The sequence below is a fragment of the Candidatus Hartigia pinicola genome, from assembly GCA_020541205.1.
In the GTDB taxonomy this organism is placed as follows: domain Bacteria; phylum Pseudomonadota; class Gammaproteobacteria; order Enterobacterales; family Enterobacteriaceae; genus Hartigia; species Hartigia pinicola.
The window spans coordinates 1,021,464-1,044,397 of the sequence record CP048208.1 but is presented as its reverse complement, the minus strand read 5'-3'; the positions used below and the strand labels follow the sequence as shown (position 1 = coordinate 1,044,397).

5 protein-coding genes and 1 tRNA gene are annotated in these 22,934 nt (G+C 24.2%); 5 read left to right on the top strand and 1 reads right to left on the bottom strand.

The window, feature by feature from the left end:
* Nucleotides 1–1,125: 1,125 nt before the first annotated feature.
* The 5 genes from serS to GFV14_RS01930 all read left to right on the top strand — a co-directional run bounded on the left by serS (nucleotide 1,126) and on the right by GFV14_RS01930 (nucleotide 17,120).
* Nucleotides 1,126–2,415, top strand: a complete 1,290-nt coding sequence (gene serS, locus GFV14_RS01950; RefSeq protein WP_457914009.1) for a serine--tRNA ligase — start codon at nucleotides 1,126–1,128, stop codon at nucleotides 2,413–2,415.
* Between the two features lie 2,392 nt (nucleotides 2,416–4,807).
* Nucleotides 4,808–4,897 (top strand) — tRNA-Ser (locus GFV14_RS01945).
* A 1,541-nt stretch (nucleotides 4,898–6,438) separates the two neighbouring features.
* Nucleotides 6,439–7,593: a methionine adenosyltransferase gene (gene metK / locus GFV14_RS01940; RefSeq protein WP_457914008.1), complete on the top strand. Its 1,155-nt coding sequence runs from the start codon at nucleotides 6,439–6,441 to the stop codon at nucleotides 7,591–7,593.
* A gap of 2,139 nt (nucleotides 7,594–9,732) precedes the next feature.
* Complete coding sequence (gene proQ, locus GFV14_RS01935) at nucleotides 9,733–10,431, top strand: RNA chaperone ProQ (protein WP_457914007.1); 699 nt, start codon at nucleotides 9,733–9,735, stop codon at nucleotides 10,429–10,431.
* Nucleotides 10,432–15,290: 4,859 nt separating this feature from the next.
* Complete coding sequence (locus GFV14_RS01930; RefSeq protein WP_457914006.1) at nucleotides 15,291–17,120, top strand: SLC13 family permease; 1,830 nt, start codon at nucleotides 15,291–15,293, stop codon at nucleotides 17,118–17,120.
* 723 nt (nucleotides 17,121–17,843) lie between these two features.
* Here the strand turns inward: GFV14_RS01930 and yfbR are convergent.
* Nucleotides 17,844–18,425: a 5'-deoxynucleotidase gene (gene yfbR, locus GFV14_RS01925; RefSeq protein ID WP_457914005.1), complete on the bottom strand. Its 582-nt coding sequence runs from the start codon at nucleotides 18,423–18,425 to the stop codon at nucleotides 17,844–17,846.
* Nucleotides 18,426–22,934: the final 4,509 nt, after the last annotated feature.

The following is a 22,934-nucleotide window of genomic DNA, read 5'->3' as shown; positions in this document are numbered from 1 at the left end:
AGAAAAATCCACTAAGTGATAAAATAATATTTATTTCGCATTAATTTTATCGTTACTTTTGAAAAAAACTTGTATTTTTAAATTCATAAAATTATAGTGATATTTAAAATATATTATGACAAACTATAAAAATAAGATATGTCACTAAGATATGCATGTTATTATTATAATACTCATAAATTAATGGTTAAACTAGTTAAATAACATACGAAATTCACTCTGAATATTTTAGAAATTACACTCAATATATCAGTAACTAATTTCTATGAAAATGTACTGAAAACTAGAAAATGATTACAAAAAAAGTGATTAACTTATTGTGTGTTATTTATAGTAAAAGTTATTGCTATTATGATTTAATTTTTTATATACATGATCATTCGGTTGAGTATATAGTAATTTACTATCATAATATGTCTAGATTATAAAGAAAGTAACTATTATTTATGTATTGTTTAGTATTATTAACAATTTTCTTTAAAGATATTAACAAATTTTCATCCTCAAATTACGCGCGTTGTTTATTAACGTATGAGGCTCTCTTTTCTTATGTTGGTTTTTTTAGAAAGTTAACTACTAGTTATATATTTCGTTTTATTCTTATCAGAATATGAACAATAATAATATAGATTTGACTGTTTATAGAACAGTGCTAGCAGTTGATAGAATATAATTTATATTAAACATTTCTAAGTGTTAAAATATATTAACACAACTTCTTTAAGCATTGAAAGTAAAGAAAAAATAACACATTTATCTATCATCCACGAAAGATTGATATTATTAGTGAACTATTTTTACTTGAAATATAAGCAATTAAATATTAGAATTTAACGCACAACGCTCTAAAAGTAGTTAGACAATTCAACTGCTTCATAAACAGAATCAAATAGTTTCACACAACACTATTACTGATTTAAACGATACTTACATTAGAATAATTCTATATTTACTAACATACAGATGTAATAATTTAATATATATTATAAGTAACGAATATCATAACCCGACAAGTATATATTATTAAGTAAGTCAGACAAAGAAAATTCAAGTATTATAGATATAATATAGAAGCAAGTTATATTAGGTGATATTCATTATTACAATAATAATTACAGGATAAACATGCTTGATCCAAATTTATTGCGTACAGAATTAGAAAAAGTTGCTAAAAAACTAGCTCGTAAAGGCTACATTCTTGATGTGAAACAATTTCGTGCATTGGAAGCACGCAGAAAAGTATTTCAAGTTAAAACTGAACGTCTACAAGCAGAACGTCATCTACACTCTAAAACTATTTGCGCTGCTCAGTCGCGTGGTGAAGATACTCACACTCTGCGTCAAGAAATGAACGAATTAGCTAAAAAATTAAATGCTTCTAAATTAACGCTATATAAGCTGCAACAAGAAATCCGCGATATTACTTTAAACATCCCAAACATACCTAATGATGACATACCGGATGGTAAAAATGATTCTGATAATATTGAAGTTTTGCGCTGGGGTAAGCCACGTCAATATGATTTTGAAGTTAAAGATCATGTTAGCCTTGGTGAATTAATAGGAGGTTTGGACTTTCCAGCAGCAGTTAAACTTACCAGCGCAGGTTTTGTCGTTATGAGAGGAAAAATTGCTCAACTGCATCGTGCACTTGCACAATTTATGCTGGATTTACATACAGAGCAGCATGGCTATGAAGAATTGTATGTTCCTTATTTAGTTAATCATCATACTCTCTATGGTACTGGTCAATTACCAAAATTTAGTGAAGATCTTTTTCATACAACACTAATCCAAAAAAAATCAAAAAATGCTTATGCATTAATTCCAACAGCAGAAGTTCCTATAACTAACTTAGTCAAAAATACAATTTTAGAAGAAGATAGACTGCCTCTGAAAATGACAGCATATACTCCTTGCTTCCGTTCAGAAGCTGGGTCTTATGGTCGTGATGCGCGTGGTCTTATCCGTATGCATCAGTTTGATAAAGTAGAAATAGTACAAATTGTTCATCCAGAAAAATCGACGGAAGCATTAGAAGAATTAACTGGTCATGCAGAAAAGGTTTTACAATTACTAAACCTACCATATCGTAAAGTAATCTTATGCACTGGTGATATTAGTTTTTGTTCACATAAAACATACGACCTAGAAGTCTGGTTGCCTGCTCAAAATACTTATCGTGAAATATCCTCTTGCTCTAATATGTGGGATTTCCAAGCGCGTCGTATGCAAGCTAGATTCCGTAGCAAAAAAAATAAAAAACTTGATCTAGTACATACTATAAATGGTTCTGGTTTAGCTGTTGGTCGCACATTAGTAGCTGTACTTGAAAATTCACAATTATCAGATGGTCGCATTAAAATTCCGGATGCGTTACATCCATATATGAAAGGCTTAAAGTATATTGGTTAATTTCTACTACAAAGCCAGATAAATTATAAAATTATTAGTTATACAAATTAATCTTTTGAATAAAATTAAATAATAATTTAATACTCAAATTTTACATTAAATATTAGGTTGTGTATTTCTATTTAAAATATATTAAGATTTTTAAATATTATGATTTTTCCTATATTTGATTTAAATAATAAAAGTTTACAATCGTGCATTTAATCAAAAAAATATTTTAATAAATTAAATTCTTTTTTATTTAAAATTTAAAAAGACATATACACCTCAGTAATTAATATATTCATAAAGTATTTTTAAAACTATATATCTTTGAATATGAATAAATAGTATGCTATTTACTCTTGAGTATTCTACTCCAAGAAAAAGAACTTATATTATTCTTTTAAACATAGAAAATAGAAAAATTGTTAGAAGTATAGGAAAACCCGCTAACACTATGTTATAAAATATGTTTAAGAGATTCGTATAAAAATGTTAATAGTGTTTGAGTGAATACTGAATATTTTGTTCTGCGCAATGACAGAAAAGACACGTAACATTAAGAATAAAATATGCCTGCACACACTTTTATTTATAAAACATTATTTGTATGAAACATTTTTAGTAAATAACATTTATACTGAACTGTCGAAAATCTATACATTGTGTACAACATATACTACACTAAAATGCTTATGATAGAAAAAATCATAAACTTTATCAGTTTAATATAATTCTTTAAACATAAAATTCTCATTTGAACATTAAGTGATGAAGAAAATCTTGCTTGATATAGACGAAAATGTCAAGATATATCAATATCTCTTAAATTTTGCATTTAGCCTTGATTGTTTTTGTATGTTTAGAAAATATATTGATTATCAATCATCATATACATTTTATTTAGACGATATATTATTTTATATAATTTCTTATGTAATATTCACACTTTTATCCGAATATCAATTACCTTTGCAGACATTGCTTTTGTATCCCTAACGTTTTATAAGTTAATAATAACAAAAATGTTATTAGTATATAGACCGCTTCTAAGGCGACTTTTAAGTAACTACCTTATTGTCACTCCGGATTCTTCACGTTTAATTTTATTGTTAATTATTTTCTTTTTCTAAAGTTTAAATAGTAGTATAAAACATTTTTTACAAAATCGCTGTATGTTTGAATGAAAAAGTGTTTCGGATATATAAAGTATACACAACATCTTTGAGAAATATTAAATTTTTTTTTGCACTGTGTGAGTTTTTGAAAATTCTGAATAATAAGGATTGCAGTTATTAAAAGATCTCTTAATTAATATCACTGAAATAACTGTATTTTATTCCAATATCATATATAAAATATATGATATTGGAAAATTATCAATAGACTTTTTAGTAAAAAATATGGTCTGAATAACCATGTTATATTTTAATAATATTTTTCATGTTCTAAATACTTTTATTAATGATCTTCATATTTCCTTACTGGCTATTAAGATCGTGAAATCACAATAAACTAAGTTGATTTTCAGTACAGTGTTCATTATAATCATCTAATTAATAGTTTTACAGTATTATAGTTTGAAGCTAACAATGCTAATATATCTTATCTTGATAAGATAAAATTCTTGTATCCATTATAAAAAAATTTATTTTTATTAGCGTAGAAATTTTGATTATGCATTTTACCTGCATTAGTCTACTGACTAGACACTTAATAATAACCCGAGTACTCTAAAAATAATTTGCAAACTTATTTTCCTTTGAAAAGTGTTTTACTTTATAAAAATATTTTTAATTTTTCTTATTTTTTTGAACACACTTACAAAATGTGTTATTTTTAAAATTTTATCATATCATGTATTATATTAATCTTAGTTATATCTTTTATTCTTAATGTTATCTTAATTGATGAAACTTAGATTTTTAAGATCTATGTAATTCTTGAAAAAATCATTACACTATAGATATATCATAATCAATTTAATTATTATTCAATCTGAAGTCTGGATTAATAGTAGTGTACTTAAAGTTATATCTTTCATATCATCTAAATATTTTAGATATTAAAATGAATAAAAAAAAGTATTTTGATACTGTGTTTTTCTTATTTTCGATTTCATATTCTGAATATAGACTTATTTTTAACTTAGTATGATTATGTGAAACGAACTTTATAAAATATTTTTATTTCAGGTGAATTTTATTATTCATGCTTAAAATTTACATTAAGTAAAGCTTTACAACTGAAGATGTGATAATAGCAACATGCATGCATATTACGTTCAGTAAAAAGAAAAGTACAAATAAACAGTTGATATATAATCTCACTTTTAGATACGATAAATGTTATTTTCTAAAAAAATAAAATAAATAATATTTTTTATTTCAGTAACTATGCAGAAGGATACGGTGAAGTGTCCGAGAGGCTGAAGGAGCACACTTGGAAAGTGTGTATACGTGTGAACGTATCGAGGGTTCGAATCCCTCTTTCACCGCCATAATTAATGTATCTAATTTCTTTGTTTTTTAATGTCTATTTAGCTGTGAATTTGTAATAATTTATTTAGTTCATATAATGAATATATTTTGTTATAGTATATATACAATCTTTATTATCTCACAAAACGATTTGAGTTAAAGCACTCAAATTTAAATGAGCTTATTGTGTAGTTTATTATCATAAAAAAGAAATGTAGATTTCAATAAAATTATTATTCTTAAATTAAGATCATCTTCATAAGATTGCTACGTTATTATAATAATCAATTTTGCAGCGTAAAAATACATACAGTTTGCTTGCAAGTTATTTAGTATTTTAAATACTAAAAATGATACATACTAAATTAGTATACTTAAGATTATTATTTTAATGTTTTTACTTTCCAATTATTTTTAAAAATTTTATATCAACTAACTTCATACGCGTTACATTATTAACTTTTTGAGTTTTTTATTAAAAGTGATGATATATATTATCTAAAATATTTTTCTTGTATCGCTTTTATTGAATAATATATGCTTTTCTGTCTATAAAGTTATCCATTATTACTAATAGTTTGATAGAGTCAACAACGTTGAGATTCTCGCATAATATTCCTTTGGATGTTAAAAAGTGTAGCGATCTATATAATACTCTTAACCGTGTAAGTCATTCATGTTATTAAAATTATTTATAATAATGATGAAGAAGTGATATGAATATTCTGATCACTATTATCGAAGATAGTTCTTACTTTTTTAACAATTACTGCTGTAGGAAATTTAACTCTATTTCTTATGTTTTTGTTTTTAAAATTAAAAATAGTAATAGTAAATTTTCTATCACTGAGAATTTTTAAGTAGTCTATCTCATTAATAACTATTTTTAAAATATACACTAATGCATAAAACATCAAAATATATCGATTTTAAAAAATATTTTATATTTTCATTTTTTTTTGAGGAAAAATTCAATTTATGATATATATGTTTTTTAACTGACATTACTATTTTATACTTTTAATTTTAAGCAATAGTGTAAAATCGTTATATTCTAAAAAAATCTCAATAAAATTTCGAAATTAAAGTAAAATAGTAATACCTGATTATTAAAAGCTAACTGTTAATGCTTGTTATTGAATAGATGATGCAATCTAACTTCATTTATATATAATATAAAAATTTACTATTTCTAACTTTTAATTAAGTTTATTTTGAATAATACTATTCGAAGAAGTTTTATTTTTATAAAAATAGCATAGTCACGTATAAAAATTTAATAGCTATTAATATTGTTAATGAATAACAAATTTATTTGTTATGCATTTTAGTATATAACAAACATTATAACACATCTTTTATGATAAAAATTTAATCTACACATCTATTAAATAAAAATTAAAAAAATGTGTTTTGGTTTATCAAAAATAATATTAATTTTACTTATTAAAGTTTTTTGATTTGAACTTATGAATAAATAAGTAGCACTTTTTAGGTTTAAGTATTAATCTAATTATTAAAATATTTAATTACAATCTTCAAATCCTAAGGTATTAATCTCATGGTTACACATTTTTTTACTTCTGAATCTGTATCGGAAGGGCATTCAGATAAAATTGCTGACCAAATCTCTGATGCAGTACTTGATGCCATTCTTAAACAAGATCCAAAAGCTCTTGTTGCCTGTGAGACATATGTTAAAACAGGTATGGTAATAGTCGGAGGAGAAATTAGCACCAATGCTTGGGTAGACATTGAAGAAATTACACGTAAAACAGTTAGTAAGATTGGTTATACTAGTTCAGAGATGGGTTTTGATTCTAACTCATGCGCAGTATTAAGTGCATTAAGTCAGCAATCACCGGATATCAATCAAGGTGTCTATCGTAAAGATCCGCTAGAACAAGGTGCTGGCGATCAAGGTATTATGTTTGGTTATGCAACAAATGAAACTGATGTTCTTATGCCAGCCCCTATTATTTTTGCACATCGTCTAGTACAACGCCAAGCAGAAGTTCGTAAAAATCATATTCTACCTTGGCTACGTCCGGATGCCAAAAGTCAAGTGACTTTTCAGTATAACGATAATAAAATTATCGGTATTGATACTATTGTCTTGTCAACTCAGCACTCTGAAACAATTACTCAAAAAGAATTGCATGAAGCAGTAATGGAAGAAATTATCAAGCCAGTATTACCTCCTTTATGGTTATCTTCAACAACAAAATACTTTATAAACCCAACAGGTCGGTTTGTAATAGGCGGACCAATGGGAGATTGTGGATTAACTGGACGTAAAATTATTGTTGATACCTATGGTGGAATGGCTCGTCACGGTGGTGGAGCATTCTCTGGTAAAGATCCATCAAAAGTTGATCGTTCTGCAGCTTATGCTGCACGTTACGTTGCAAAAAATATTGTTTCAGCTGGTCTTGCTGACCGTTGTGAAATTCAAGTTTCATATGCAATTGGTATTGCTAATCCTACTTCTATCATGATAGAAACATTTGGTACAGGTAAAATTACAGAAGAGAAATTAGTGTTATTAGTGCGTGAATTTTTTGACCTACGCCCATATGGTTTAATAAAAATGTTAGATTTACAACATCCAATCTATCAAAAAACTGCATCATATGGTCATTTTGGTCGCACTGAATTCCCATGGGAAAAAACAGATAAAGCAGTAGTTTTACGTGATGCGGCAGGTTTAAAATAATGCGCTAATATATCGCAGTGTTTTACAATCAGACACTTTATTCAAATAGAGATATAATGTTATAATTTATTAAGTGACATGTTTTTCTATTTTCAGTGTACTATCATGTTTATCACATTCTTTTGTCATAGTGATATTAACTATGCAAAATATAAATTATAAATTATTTATACTCTCAATAATGTGAATGATTTTTTTAGAAAATCAGTAGCTTTTTTAGAAGAAACACAGAGGGTTTAGCATTGACTGAAAATTTATTTTAAACGTAATAATTTTATATTTCTTATCGAAATACGTACATCTTACAGTAGCAAGAATATCAATTCAAAAATATTTTAATATATTAAACTTTGATCACTTAGTAACTAAATCGCATACCACTTCTAGAAAGCTATGTATATGAAATTTTTGTATACTGCTTTGTATCCTAAAATCAATTGAAAAGAGAGCCGATCCTTCCTTGTTAATTTTACCAGAGAAAGTTGTGCTTATGACTATTTTTGAATTTTAAAAACATTAAAACAAAATTCAATGCACTAGAATCAGTTTTTCAAAATAAGTATTATGATACTTCTTAAAGTAATATTCAAAATCTCATATCTGTATTATAATATAATACAGATATAAAGCTTGAAAAACCATAATTTTAATAAAAAATTTTCAGAATTAAACGACATATTCATTCAGATACTTAAAGTTTATTTTTAAAATATCAATATTGATAAACAATATCACAAACCAAAAATATCTTGATAATTTTTAATTCATACAATACAGCACTTACATGAACAAAGAATATATCAATAGACGGTAGTAATAAGTACAAAACATTGTAAATTATATATATTTTATATTTGATATACAGTTTTATGAAGTGTAGATAATGTAATATAATGTATACTGTTAATATCATTTTTAAGATTTTTTATACAAAACTAATATTTGTTTTTCAAAAAATGTCACTAGATATTAGCTAACCAATGAGATATATTGAAGAGTATTAACCGTTAGTTTATTACACAAGTATTTTTATTTTATTTTATTTAGTACAGTCTAAAATAGACTGATACAATTTGATATAACGAATATAAATTTAATCTAATACATTATAATCAATGTAAAGATAAATAATGAAAATGAATAATTATATAACGCTAAAAATAAACAAAAATAATCTTAGTCTTTTAAAAAAATGTACATCGTTAATTTATTAATTGAATACCATCATCTATAGTATCATTAATTTAAGTAATTATTCAATATATAGAAAATGATAATGCTCAAAATGTAATTAGTGCAACTACAACAATAATTATAAAAATCAAATAAATATTTCGCACTCAAAAATGTTATCGCTAAGCCAGATAGAATAGAAAAAATAAATCTTACATTTTTGAATATTATATAGCGAATAAATAATTTGAAATTATATTAGAAAAGTATTATACAATTATGTTAATATGATTTATAATTATAAATTATACACATATTATTTTACTTACTCATCTAATTTCATTTTAAAAATTACAACGTAATAATAACTTTATTATTTATATATAAATAAAATATTTAATTTATTACATTATTTAATTCGCACAAGAAAATGTATGAATAAATAAGTATGCTTATTAAGAATGAGATAATCTATCTATATTACTTTCAGGGAAATAGAATTTAATTGTCAGTTTTAAAAAAATATAAGAGCTTTATTGTGTAAACATTAAAAGGTATTCTCTAGTTTGTTTTACTTAAAAGAAAATCAATATTTCTTCTTGGTTTTTTAAAGACAGACGGAATCTCTTATAATACCTTTCAGTGAAAGTGTTTCGGAATAATGTATAACTACAATAAAACACAACATGCTAATGATATTTATATTTTCTAATCATATTATTTATCATAGATGTTGAAAATTATTCTACAGTATACTTACTTTAAAACTAATTAGCTAAATTTAGATGCCTAAAATGTTAGTACCCAAACTTCAATCGATTTGATTAAAGTGATGATTATTTTAAAATAATTATTAAATATTAGTAAGTGAAGTGAGCAGACACATAATAATGTTCTAAAACGCTATTATAATGTTACCTTGTTCATTCCATGCTGGTTAAAAACTTGTTGTTATCAGGAAATTTCATGGAAAATCAACCTAAGTTGAATACTAATAAAAATATTATTATTTTATTGTCTGAACGTTTTCCACGCTGTTTTATCGTGGAAGGTGAAACACGTCCTTTAAAAATCGGAATTTTTCAAGATATTGTAGAATGTTTATCAGAGAAAGACGGTATTAGCAAAACGCAATTACGTTCTGCTTTGCGCATGTATACATCTAGTTGGCGTTATCTTTATAGTGTAAAAGAAGGTGCTAAACGCATCGATTTACATGGTAATGTTTGCAGTGTATTAGAAAAAAAACATGTTATCCATGCACGAGAACGATTAATAAATGCAAAATCTAGAGTTCAAGCACAACATATAGAGAAAAAAGAAAAAAAACAACCTATTAAAAAAAGCAGAGATTATGCAAGTACCCATAGTTTTAGAATAACAAAAGAAAATTTTTCACACCATAACCAGTTAAAAAATAAAGAACGACTACAGCATGCATCTATTAAATATACTCACTGTAATGATAGCAAAGCTCTAAATACAGAACAAAAATTAGAATCAGTTACTGATATCTCTACATTACAGATCGGCCAAATATTAAAAGTGAAAATTGGTAAAAGTATATTAGACGTATCTGTACTAAACATTTCAAAAGATGGTGTCAGAGTGCAGTTACCAACAGGAATTGCAATGATTGTATTTGCAGAACATTTAAAGTTCTAATTAAGAAATCAAGAAAGACATAACAACATTTTTTAACATTATATTACCTCTATGTTAAATAATTTTACTAATGCACACTGTTATATGTAAACAAGTACCTTCAGTGACTACTATTAGTTATATATTTGTAAATATAATATACCCAATATAGTACTGTAAGTTAAAGCATCATATTAAAATTTTTTCATTCTGATGATGGTAAATTAAATAACACTTAAGATTTTTTTAAAAATTTTAATCGTTATTTGAATATACTCAATGATATCTATCATCTTTTACTTTTTTAAAGTTCATCAATCGGTCATAAATAGAGGTTAAAATAAGGAAAAGACATGATAACATTTCATTAGAGAAACTTTATCGTCATGTAATCTATCGAAAAAAAAGGCTTTCAGTATATATTGCCTGATCTTGATCAGGTAATAGATTTTTAATGATTGTATGGAAAATAATCATTTTAAAATACTTTGGCTAAAAATAATGCACATTTGAATAAAATTTAATATAAAATGCAAGAAGTAATTAGTTAAATCTAACACTTTTAGACAAAGAGATAATATATATCAAGAACACACTAACTCAGCACTACCATTATGCGTTATAACTTTTTTTTAAAAAAAAGTCAAAATGTATTCTGATGTATGTGAAATATTTTTCATTAAAAATAATATTATAATACACCCTAGCTTTCGACTAAAATATAGAATGAATTTTATTCTAAAATTCATGATATTGCAAGGGATTGGAGTGGTATTACAAGTAAGAAGATAAAATATAATAATTAATGCATTTTTCTGTAGTACTCTTATAGGGAAAATACAATAGTTAAAATTTTAAATAAAATCATAATCGTTAGTTACATTGAAAGTCTTATAGTAAATATGATGAATTTTTAACTTACTATTATGGTTACGCTAACCAAAAAACCACAAAGAAGTAAAGTTCATGTAACAATTACAACTCATATAAAAGTGCTAAATTAAATACGGTTACTATGATATATAAATATTTTAATTTAAAATATAAATTTCTAAAATTAATTATCAAAAATATAAATACAAATAGCGTAATATAAAATATTTATAGCTGCTATTGTAATTTAACAGACCCTATTAATAGAACTAAAACAGAAAAATATTACTCTTTTCGTTATCTCTTTTAGAGACAATATGAATTTTGAAACTGCAACTTGTTCATTATCTAATCCGTTAAATTTCAAAAGTTAATTTTTTATTTTTTAATAATATTAAAAGCGTATTAAAATATTGATAATAATCATATTTTTATAAAAAGTTATTTATTTATACTTTTGAATCACTTAGTGTGTCTAATTCTGCAATTTTTTTTAGTGTTATGTGAGACCATAAACAAATATTAATAATTAATAAAATTATTTTAGTCAAGTAATTTTTGACTCACATACAGTGTAGTTCTTATTTGTTACTACATGATATAACGTCACTAACTGTTTTCAGAATGTATCAATCTATAATTCAAAAAATTTTCATATTCATCATCATTATAAATAACGTAACATTTTGATCAATAAAGTAATTACGAGATAAAGTAAAATCTAATTGAAACAAGTAAAAAATTTTACAGATAATTAATTACGATGGCATAACATCTTATACTATAAACTATTGTAACTACTTAATACTTGAAGCATATGTATCAAGATACTAAATTTCAGTATATTAATAAATTGATTTTTTATTATACAATGAATGAAAATAATAAAATCTTATTTCTTTAGATTATCATTATTTTTTAAAAACTATAAAATTGAAGTGATAAAATTGAAATACTAAATGAACGTAATCAAACAATGAACGCTATTTTAATTTATTGATAATACAATTAAAAGTACAATATACCAGACTCTCATGTAGATGATATAATTAGTTTACAATTCATAATTAAAAAAATTGGCATTACAGACTTAATAATTAAAATTTCTAATTTATTTTTATTACAGTATTTTTTATTTTTTATATTAAAGTGATAATAAGCATCTTCAATAAATATTAAAGTTCTTCCATCTCTAAGTAAGTCAATTAAATCCTTTTTAAGGACTAAAATTATTATTCATTATAATTAATATAATAAGAATTTAAATGCTAAAATGATCACTGTCTATGTCTCAAAAAAACATGAATGTGTATTCAACAAAGTATATGTCATCACGTGTTATAAATGTCTTCCATTAATAAACCGGCTAAAAAAACATAGGCACCCATTTAGAAAAACTTTTTAATTATTTATAAAATTAACAATATAGAAAACGTATGAAACCTTCATACAATAATATTAAAATCTTATCAAGACTTTTAAATATTTACTTTATGTAGTATCAGTGAATTTTTAGGAACCTTTATCTTTAGTGATAATAATAAAAAGAAAATAGAATAATTATCTAATAGAATATTTTCAGTATCTTTAACATGAGAAATTGTGTTCACTATTTGAACTAGCATGATGATAAAGTTCTTTTCTCTTTGCTATGTATTTGTACAACTATATCTTTTATCATATTGATAAGTCAATAAAAAACTTCTATGCTAGGTTGAACAACCAGCTGTAAGCTTTAAGAGTCAAGTCATGGATCACACTTCTTTATTAAAAATCATTAAGTTTTTAATAATCATTTCGTTCTCATTCATTTATTAATAAAATATATTAAAGCTCTATATACCAACATATTCAGAGCATGTCTATATTTTAATATACAATGGTCACAATGATAAATTAACAAGATTATTATTATCATATTCTATGATAGTAGTATGTTACTTAAATTTTTAGCAGTACCTGTTATAAATATCTTATTTTTATAGATCTTAATATTCACAAATATTTTTTAATATTTATTTAAAATGATATTTATCATCTTTAAAAGCATAATTTTTTTAATATTCTCTCATAATGAGAGAAATTTTTAGCAGTGACAAAAAGCGCCAATGACTTACACTCTCTCTGTAAGTCATTTATGTCTAAGATATTCTGTTTATTGATAATATATCCATAGAAAAATATTAGTAAATAATATTACTCAGCTAGTAATGTTTTTAAAAAAGTATTAGAGATTGCTCTTGCAAAATCTTGCAAAAAATCTATTAAAATAAACTCACTTCTTCTAGAAAATGTTAAAACGTACTTACACGTTTTGTGTCAAGATTATTTTTTAAACATAACTAACATTTTTTTGTAATGATTGATATTGAAAGCTTTAAGAATATAAATTATGATATAATGGTTATACCATTCTAGTAGAAAAGATACATTGTAAGCCAATACTCACATTATTGCATAGTGCAATAAGAATGATCCTAGAAAAATTACAAAAATTCTCTTGGAAAAATTGCATTCTATAATGTATTACTCACATGTTAAATGATCTAGCTTCAAAAACATTATCAAAAATATGTGAGTACTAATTTGTAATTTATTAATATGGTATAATTATTTTTTTATTCAGAAGCTATATTGAATAGGTTTGAAAGTAAATTGAAAATTACTGCTTAACGATATTACTCAATCTAACTCTAGTAAATTTCTGATTCAATTTTCTCAGAAGACACATTAAGATCATTTTTTTTATTTATTTGAGTAATTTTCTAAATAAATACTAGAAATAGTAGTAGGAATTAATGTCACATAAAAAAACTAAAAATATCTAATTTTTCAATAATTATAAAAATATACATATTCTATTTAGTAAGATGATTGTAAATGCTTAGTTAGCTATAGGTAAGATAAATAATTAGTTCTAGCCATTGCGAATTAAATAATTAACAACTTACGTAAGGCGCTTTTAATAAAACTGATAACTTGGTATTCAGTAGAGATTACAGATTGTAAAATTAAAATTAAACATGAATGTTAATCGTTAAATTTTTAAAGATATAATAGCTAAAATATACGTGCTGATATTTGACACAATAAACATATTACCTTTCAGTATTTTATAGCATTGAACGATTATTCTAAGTAAATAATATTGTAGATAAAACTATTAGTATCTTAAAAGATAAGTAAGATTTTATTGAAATATGAATTGAATAAGATAAATCAGGACTCACTGCGTGAGTCGATTTTCAGTATATCTATAACAGATTAATGAATACTCTTCATCAATTTTTCGCACTCTATATAAAAGAAACAAAAATACATTACTCTAATGAGGTGAAAAATGAATATAAGATAAAATGCAGTTAGTTTTTTTTAGTTTTTCGTTGGAAAAACTCAATATAATTAAATATAATACTCTAAAGAGTAAATTTGATATAATAATCTTATTATATAGTAATATGCTCTTATTTATAAATAAATTATAAGTCATTCTCTGTCATTTAACGTTATTCAGGTTGTATCATTAGTAGAAGTCACTAATTTCACTATAATCATAAAGAAAAAACACACACTGTTAATGAATTTTTCTAGGTATAGTAAAAGTATACATTCAGTATTACTATTTCAATTACAGACAGTAACACCTTTAAATAAAATAAGAACTATAATCTGAGTAAATATTGATAATTAAATAACATTTATTTTTTATTTCTTATCTGATTAATCAATAAGTATTTATTTCTCAATACAGATTCACTCATATTATTATTTTAGGTTTTTATTTTAATAGGACATATGAAAATCATTACACTTGAAAAAAATAAGAATAGGTTATAATATTATATATAGTATAAAAAGTAGTTGTCAAATTATTGACATATTTCACTAAAAACAAAGTATAATTAGTGTATTGCTATTAAAATTTTCCTACGATCTCATCAAAGAAACGTTTCATAACCATGTTTAACGAAAAAAGAGTTAAATATAATTTTTTAAAAGGGCATATTTTGAACGGAGAATTTCTATGGGTATTAAGCCTGCTTCTAGTTTCAATGGTATTGTTTACTACAAATAAAATTCGTATGGATGTAGTTGCACTACTTGTTATAGTAACATTTGTTTTAAGTGATACTTTAACATTAGAAGAAGCAATATCTGGTTTTTCGGATTCTAATGTTTTATTAATAGCAGCATTGTTTGTAATTGGTGATGGTTTAGTACGTACTGGAATTGCCCTTCAAGTGGGTAATTTTCTATTTAAGATTGCTGGTAGTAGTGAAAAGAAAATGTTAGTGTTCCTAATGCTTACAGTTTCTCTCCTTGGTTCTTTTATGAGTTCAACAGGAGTGGTAGCAATCTTTATTCCTGTTGTGCTCAGTATTTCTAAACGTATGAATATTTCTCCTAGTCGTTTCATGATGCCATTAGGGTTTGTTGGTTTAATTAGTGGTATGATGACGTTAGTTGCAACACCTCCTAACATGATCATCAATAGTGAGCTGGTTAGAAAAGGCATAACAGGTTTTCAATTTTTCTCAATTACTCCGATTGGTATTACTATTTTATTGGCTGGTATTGTGTATATGTTGATTACAGGCCGCTACTTAAAAAGAAATAAATTAGATAAATTAGCAATACGTTATCAACGAACTTTCTGTGATTTAATTAAAGATTATAAATTAACCGGCAATGCTCACCGCTTAAAAATTCAAAAAGGTTCTCCGTTAATTGGTATTTCCCTTAATAAAGCGCGTTTGCATTCACGTTACAAAGCTAACGTAGTAGGGATTGAGCGTTGGCGTAAATTTCGTCGTGTAATGATCAGTGCAACTGGAGGAATAGAATTAAAAGAACAAGATATTTTGTTCATTGATATTAGCGTTAGCGATCATCAATTAAAATTATTCTACTTTGAACAAAAGTTAAAACCAATGATTTTAGGTGGTCACTACTTTTCTGCGCATTCTCGTTATATAGGCATGGCAGAAGTGTTAATAAACCCAGACTCTGATGTAGAAGGTAAAAGTTTACGTAATATCAAGTTTCGTACTTGTTACGACTTAAACGTTGTAGGGATTCGACGTAATGGGAAAATTCTTGAAAATAAACTCATTGATCAACCTTTGAGACTCGGTGATATTTTGCTGGTAATTGGTTGTTGGAAACTTATTCAAATGTTATCGACAAAAACCCATAACTTTATTATTTTAAATATAGCAGAAGAATTTGAATCTGTTACACCCGCATCTTCTCAAGCTCCTCAGGCATTACTGTGTCTTTTTCTTATGATTGTTATGATGGTAAACAACGAAATCCCTAACTTTATTTCGGCGCTAATCTCTTGTTTATTAATGGGGAAATTTCGCTGTATTAATCTGGACAGCGCTTACAAGGCAATTCACTGGCCAAGTATTATTTTGATTGTTGGAATGATGCCATTTTCATTAGCCTTACAAAAAACAGGAGGGATATCATTAGCGGTGAATTTTTTAATGAATATTGCTGGTAATATGGAACCACGCATAATGTTGTTATGTCTTTTTATACTTTGTGCATCGATTGGCTTATTTATCTCAAATACAGTAACGGCCGTACTAATGGCCCCTATCGCAATTTCAGCAGCTAACCATATGTCGTTATCGCCATTACCTTTTGCTATGATAGTAGGTATCGCTGCGTCATCGGCATTTATGACGCCCATTTCATCGCCGGTAAATACTTTAGTTCTTACTCCCGGTAATTATAAGTTTAGTGATTTTGTAAAAATAGGTGTGCCATTTACAATGATTGTAATGCTTATTAGCGTACTTATCATACCTATCTTATTTCCTTTTTAAATCTTATTGATAAAATCAATGCTACTATACTTATAGTAAATTTATATTTATTTTGATAAAATTTTCTAATATGATAATTTTACTTTTTAGTTAAAGTTAATAAAAAATATGTAAAATATAAGTTTATATCTCATTGATAATAAAGTGATACTCAAAAATGATTTTATAATAATATTAAAAATTTTTAATTAAAATTACTATTTTGTTATATATTAATATAATAATTAATGATAAAAATGTAGTTCAGTATATTATAATGAATAAAATATTATTAAATAATTTTAAATTTTATTATCAATTAAATAATATATATATTTTATAGTATAATATAATATATATTACTGCTAATTTTAATAAAGCATAAGTAATTTTTAAAATTAATTATTCAACATCAATATGTAATACAAAATTTATATTGTATTTTTTTATTATATTAATAATATTCATAGAATTCATTCGAAGTAAATTAGAAATATAATATTTTAATTATGATTTTAATAATTTTAAGATCTTCCTATATATTAAAAATTATTCATATCATTTAATATAATTAAATTATTAATAATAACATGAATAATAAAATAGTGTAATTCTCAGTATGGATGCTGATATATATAAAAATATATATTTTGCATGCTATTTTATGATAAAAGTACAATACATTCAATTAATGTACTAATCGTAGGAATGATTAATCACTCCTACGATGATAGTAGTTAATAATTAATTACTAATTTCATCCAATGAAAGTTTAAATCCGGAAACAAAATTTTCCATAAAATAGCTTATTTCTAAACTGTCGCTGTCAGAGAGAGTTTTTTCAAGACGTTTTTTGGCTAATTTAAATTCATTATTTCCAGCCGATAACTCTTCTAGACATTTTAAATAAGCACATAGCGAATCTGCTTGTTTAATTATTTCATATTCTTTATTATTCTGCAAAGAATTCATAACCAGCTGTTTAAAATCCTCCAGTAACTCTTCAGGCAACATATCTAATAATTTTTTCTGAGCAAACTGCTCAATTTTTTTATATTCATGCGCTATTTGTGAATTATGGTATTTGATTGGTGTGGGTAAATCTCCAGTAATAACCTCGCTAGCATCATGATATATCGCTAATAATGCAATACGTTCAGGATTGACATTACCACTAAATTTTCGGTTTTTAATAATTGCAAGTGCGTGAGCAATCATAGCAACTTGTAAACTATGTTCTGAAACATTTTCAATACGTACATTACGCATCAAAGGCCAGCGATTAATTAGTTTCATTCTGGCAAGATGGGCAAAAAAATAACTCATATAACCTCATAAATTTAAAAAATAATTTTAATAAAACTAGTAAAAATATATCTGATTTAATTTTTAAAAAATAATAACAATGTTTTAAAAACAAATAATAAAACTGTGTATTTATCTATAGATTTATTAAATTTTTTATAATTATTATAACATGAAAACAACTTACATGGTTAAGTATAACATATTACTATTATTAATATAAATAAAATTAATTAAAATTAATAATATTAATACATATCAAAAATAAAATACTTAAAATATATGTTAAGATAAATTATTAGTTAAGTATAAATGTTTTAAAATACTTTATATATATTAAATAATAAATAAAAGAAATATATATAATAAATTTATTATTTTAATTCATTTCACTTAATTAAATATTAATAATATAACAGTATTTGAATATATATATCAAATATAATTAATTAATATTTTTATATAAAAACATATTTTTAATTATTCATTTATAATTCAACATAGATCATAACATTATGTTGAGTATAGATAGTTTTATTATATTATTATTTAACAGGTAATTTAAAATTAATATCATAATTCAAATTATCATGATAATATTAAATAGAATTCAAGAATGATTTTTAAATATTCATCCTATTTATTGTGAATAAAAATAAATTCTGTTTGTGTATTAGAATTAATTAAATAAAAATATCATCTATTTTAAATGTAATAATTTTTATATATAATATCGATATACTAAAATATCAAAATAATAATGTAAGTTGATGCATATTTTACACATTCAATGCTTATTACTAAAAACTAAAATAAAAACACTTAGAGTAGTCTACAGATGCATAATGTTTAGTATTTACGATATTCACTAAAAGTGATTTTTAGGATAGTAATCCCTAGTACTTTTTCTCAAAAAAGCAGTAGGGATTACTATGTAAAACTTTTAAAAAAATTATCAGTAAAAGATTTTTGTAACTAGCGTTAAAAAACTGATAGAAAATTTATATGAAGAGTAATTACATATATAAAACTTTATTTCTTATTGATTAGACAAGTATCAAGAAATTCAGCGATCACCAAACTTACTTAATTACTAATTATTATCCAGTGAATAGCATGTATTTTATTTGAAGGTATCATAATATCTACTAAAAATATTAAAACTTAGCAAGTATTTCACACACTACAAAACAAATTACGGTAACCATTGCGTTGTTCAAAATGATATCGAAGTAGTAACCTTTATGCATTGTAATAAAATGTTAACAAAATTAAAACTCGAAGAAAATTATTCACTGTTTTTTAAAATAACGCTAAATCAGCGTACAGTAACATTCCTATAGCCTATTCATTATTTATATTAATTAGCAAAATACAAAAGACTGCATTAACAAATCTAAAAAATCTTTAAATACCTTTTACCATACTTCTGAATTTAAAAAATTTCCATATAATGTAATGTACTTATTAACGAGAAAATACTTAAGATTTAGTTGAAAACTATACAATATATTGAGCTTCGATATACTTAGTAATTTTATTAAAGATACAAATTTATTATTTATTTAATAATATCTGACCTATAATAATAGTTATTTATTATATAGGTAATTTCGCAGAAAATGTATAAATATCTAATATAATATTTTTTTGATTGTAAGATTTTACTGTAATAAAGAATTTTACTAAAACATTTATATTTTAAACAATTGAATACATTAATGAGCATGATAGTAGCGTTAATGTCCTGAATATTACTGAGACAAATCTCACTAACACTTATTTTAACGCATACAACTGTGTATAAAACATTTAGCATATACTGAGTTCTAAAAAAACTGTAAAACTACAGCTATTAAGTAGCCAGGCTTCAATGTACTAAATCTTTTTAACTAATTATTAATAATAAAAATTTTATTTAAATAATATAAATAAAAGTATGATTAAAAATATCTTAAAATTATAAAAAGATTTTTAAGTGCAGAGAATGTTGAAACTATTTTAGCCTATACTGTTACTAATAGTAATTCTTAATACAACAACTCAATTTATTAATAAAGATTTCAATATTATTTTTTTAATGCAAATTATTAATACGCAAATTAGTTTAACTTAGAGCAAATTAATCACAAGAATCAATACATCAGCTTTTTTTGTATTAATACGTTAAACATTGTTTTTGTTAAAAACATTAATTTTTTTATTGAAACATCTTAAAAAAATAAGAAATTATCATCTAACAAATTGAAATATAATTGAATATAAATATAATAGTTTTTTATTTTTAAAGATTTATGTTAAAATAATTTTAATTAAATTCAATACTTTATTATCTAGAAATTTGTTTAGACTATCTTTAAATAAAAGTTATTTAAACGGTTTTTGAAAAAATTTCATCTATCTTCCATTAAATACAATCTCAGTAAGATATTTTGAACTCGACAGTAAACATAATAAATATAAATCTAAATACAATACGCATATATAATAAATTATTTCAATAATTAGGCAAGCTCATTACAAAACGGAATCAAGAAGCACTAAGTGTTATAACATTATATAATAGAAAATCAATGATGATTCATTTTGATTATCTTATAATAAATCTAAATTTAGATTTTCTGTGCACTTTTATTACTATAGTCAATCTGTATACATTTTTCTGCAGTCTTGATGATATACTAAATTCAGTTCGCACTATTAATGAATAAATTAATCGTTTGAAATTAATTATAGGTCACAAGTGATTTTCTCCTCAATAGCCTCAATCAATTACTTACTTGATATGATTTTCAAGAATTAAGTGATACAAGAAAACTTCTTTATGCAAATAAAGATGCAACAACATCCTTACCTTATCAAGATGTTAAAACGTATTTAAAATCAGTGTATCTGACGATATTATTGATATTTTACTCTCCTACTGATTAAATCTTATTACTTAATATTGTCCTGCTTTTAATATTGAACTACGCATGAAGAAAAGTATGTTTATCTAATCAATGTTAAATCATTATAAAATTGACTTAGTATGGTGATCAATGCACACATATTGAACATTATGCAAAATAATCCTACAAACTTACATTAGTACAGTACTTATAATAACTACACATGATTTAGTTACGCTCAAATACGTTCATTGTACTTTTGCAAGAGATAAAAAAATTTATTCCATCAATAAAACTTGGATATATCTGAGAATGCAGATTGAGTGTGGTATATCAACCTATAAAGTAACTTCTTTGTCTATAAAAATCAGTTACGTCTAAAGTTGTAGTGATATAAAAGCCAGTAGAAATACAGAATATTCATCTGAATATTATAAACGAAAATAACAATTTTTACGTTTACTAGATGTTGAATATTAATTATATAAAAACACAGATGACAATGTGTTCTAAATATGTTTAATATTATTAAGAACAAAAAATTTTTATGCAATTAGTCTTTATGAATAAAATACAGTAGGTTAACAGGACATCGTAAACATTTATTTTAAATAATACATGATTAGTATATACTGTATAAACTTTTATATCTTTAAAATATACTATTAAAAATAAAAATAACATTAATAAATACGGTAAAACTCAAATTAAACACTTTAATTTAAGTCGTCATATTTACAATTTATAATCCAGCTAGCAGACATGCCCATGCTTAATATATTGAGCAAAACACGTTAATAATGTTAGGATTCGATTGAAAATATTTTCATACTGAATAATTGTTTGATGATTTCTTAATAACAAACATTAAAATAATAATATTAATCTAGCAATATTCAATACATTATTTTTTTGCTTTAAAAACACTAAAAGATCTTAATAATTTAATCTCTCTAAAGTACGTTTTTTACTATTACCTATCTGCATCATCGATTTTTAGTCAAACATAATTATGAATAAATTTTCTCAAACAGTACCATATATTATTTTTAAAATTTTTCAAAGATAAATCACTCACAACAAAGCTCAGCATTGTTATGCAATAATCTATAATATTAGTCAAAATTTTTCACTATCGAATAGTACATTAAATAGATACTAACACTTTACCAATGATAATTAAAATTAAGACTGACAGATATCATAAAAACAACTTCATTACCTCTAATACCCGAAAATTGCTTATATACATTAAATATGCGTTCATAGACATTGATTATAGGGGTTCAGCATTTTCGGATAGCGTATATATCTTAAATTTAGTATTATCATTAAAATAATAAAAGATGATAAATTGAGTATTTTTAATATTATTTCAATTCTAAGTCTATAAACATTAAAAATTTTCAAGAGTCATTTAAACTCTCGTGATGAGGTAACAAATCCAGCAATAATTATTTGTATTGTTAAGACAAACTAAATAAACTCTATATAAAATGCGTTTAATTATATTCAGGAGCATTAGTACAGTATATTAAATTGACTTTCGTATATTGATACACGACAAACAGTAGTTAAATAGTCAAAATAAGAACACATGTATCTAGTATTGTGTTCTTTAGACGAACAATAATATAAG